The organism is Halomonas sp. BC1, assembly GCF_002078135.1.
GTDB lineage: Bacteria > Pseudomonadota > Gammaproteobacteria > Pseudomonadales > Halomonadaceae > Vreelandella > Vreelandella stevensii.
Window position 1 is genome coordinate 238,116 of sequence record NZ_LFGS01000015.1, and the last position, 1,492, is coordinate 239,607.

The following is a 1,492-nucleotide window of genomic DNA, read 5'->3' on the forward strand; positions in this document are numbered from 1 at the left end:
TATTTTTTCTTTGTTGATCATGACCATTGCTGTTCTTGGTCATTTAGCGGGAAATAAAGGAGGGCATTCATTAGAAGCCATGGATGAGCTGTCGATGCATCAGATGTTGCCCCTGGCGCGTACTCAGCGCTCAGTAGGTTTTGCCCAGTTGGCGTATTTGAACAGTGTCGTGGCTTCCGAAGATGGTCAGCATCAGCAGGCGCAAACCTATCTGGCCGAGGCCGAAACGTTTCAACAATCTGCTCAGAGTTACTTCTCCGAATTTGAAGCCTCCGACCCACGTGGTATGAACAACGAGTTGGCCGAGGCTGTGATTACCGCCTTTTACGCGGTGATGCAGGAAGGCTTGATTCCCATGGAGGCGGCGGTAACAGCGGGTAATGAGGCACAGCTAAACGCGGTGCGTTTAGCCATTATTCCGCTTAATCAATCGTTTGTTACGACTAGCATGGCCTTTAACGGCTATCTGGCCGAGTATGCGGATCAGTTGATCGACCATTACGAGCGCGATATGCAAGTATTTGGTTATATTGATATTGCTGTGATCGTGGCTGCGCTGTTCATTATCGTGCTGGTGCGCATGGCCATGGTGGGGTCCATCGTCAAGCCCCTGGATGAAGCCGTGGTGCATTTCGAGCGCATTGCCGAAAACGATCTGTCATCCCGCGTGGACCTGCGCGGAAGCAATGAAATTGGCAAGCTGTTCAGCGCCATGCAGCGCATGCAGAGTGGCTTGGCGGCCACGGTAGCGACCGTGCGCGACAGCAGCGGCTCGATCTACATCGGCGCACGAGAAATTGCCGGGGGCAACGCGGATTTATCGTCGCGCACCGAGCAGCAGGCGGCTTCCTTGCAGGAAACCGCTGCCAGCATGGAGCAGTTGACCCAAACCGTGAAGCAGAACGCCGATAACGCACATCAGGCCAGCACCCTGGCCAACGATGCTTCGGGTAAGGCGGTAGAGGGCGGCGACGTGGTCGAGCAGGTCATCTCGACCATGCACGGGATTTCTTCGAGCTCCCAGCAGGTGGCCGATATCATCAACGTGATCGACTCGATTGCCTTCCAGACCAATATTCTGGCGCTCAATGCCTCGGTCGAGGCTGCCCGGGCAGGCGAGCAGGGGCGCGGTTTCGCGGTCGTCGCCAGCGAAGTACGCAACCTGGCCAGCCGCAGTGCCGAGGCGGCCAAGGAGATCAAGCGATTGATCGATGCTTCCACGGCGCAGGTCAATGAAGGCTCTCAACTGGTAGAAAAAGCCGGTGCCACCATGCGGGAAGTCGTCGGGTCGGTACGCCGGGTCACCGACATCATGGATGAAATATCGGCAGCCTCCCAGGAGCAGAGCGCGGGCATCGAGCAGGTCAATCAGGCCATCGCCCAGATGGATGAGGTCACCCAGCAGAACGCGGCGCTGGTGCAAGAAGCGTCTGCGGCGGCCAGTTCGCTGGAGGAGCAGGCCGAACGGCTGGAGGGCGTGGTGGCGGCATTC

Annotated in this window: 1 protein-coding gene; it reads left to right on the forward strand. The window is 57.5% G+C overall.

All coding sequences use genetic code 11. The features are described 5' to 3' along the window. Window position 1: 1 nt before the first annotated feature. Window positions 2–1,492 (forward strand): methyl-accepting chemotaxis protein (locus B7L72_RS12470; RefSeq protein WP_254893814.1); only part of this gene is annotated, 1,491 nt, incomplete at its 3' end.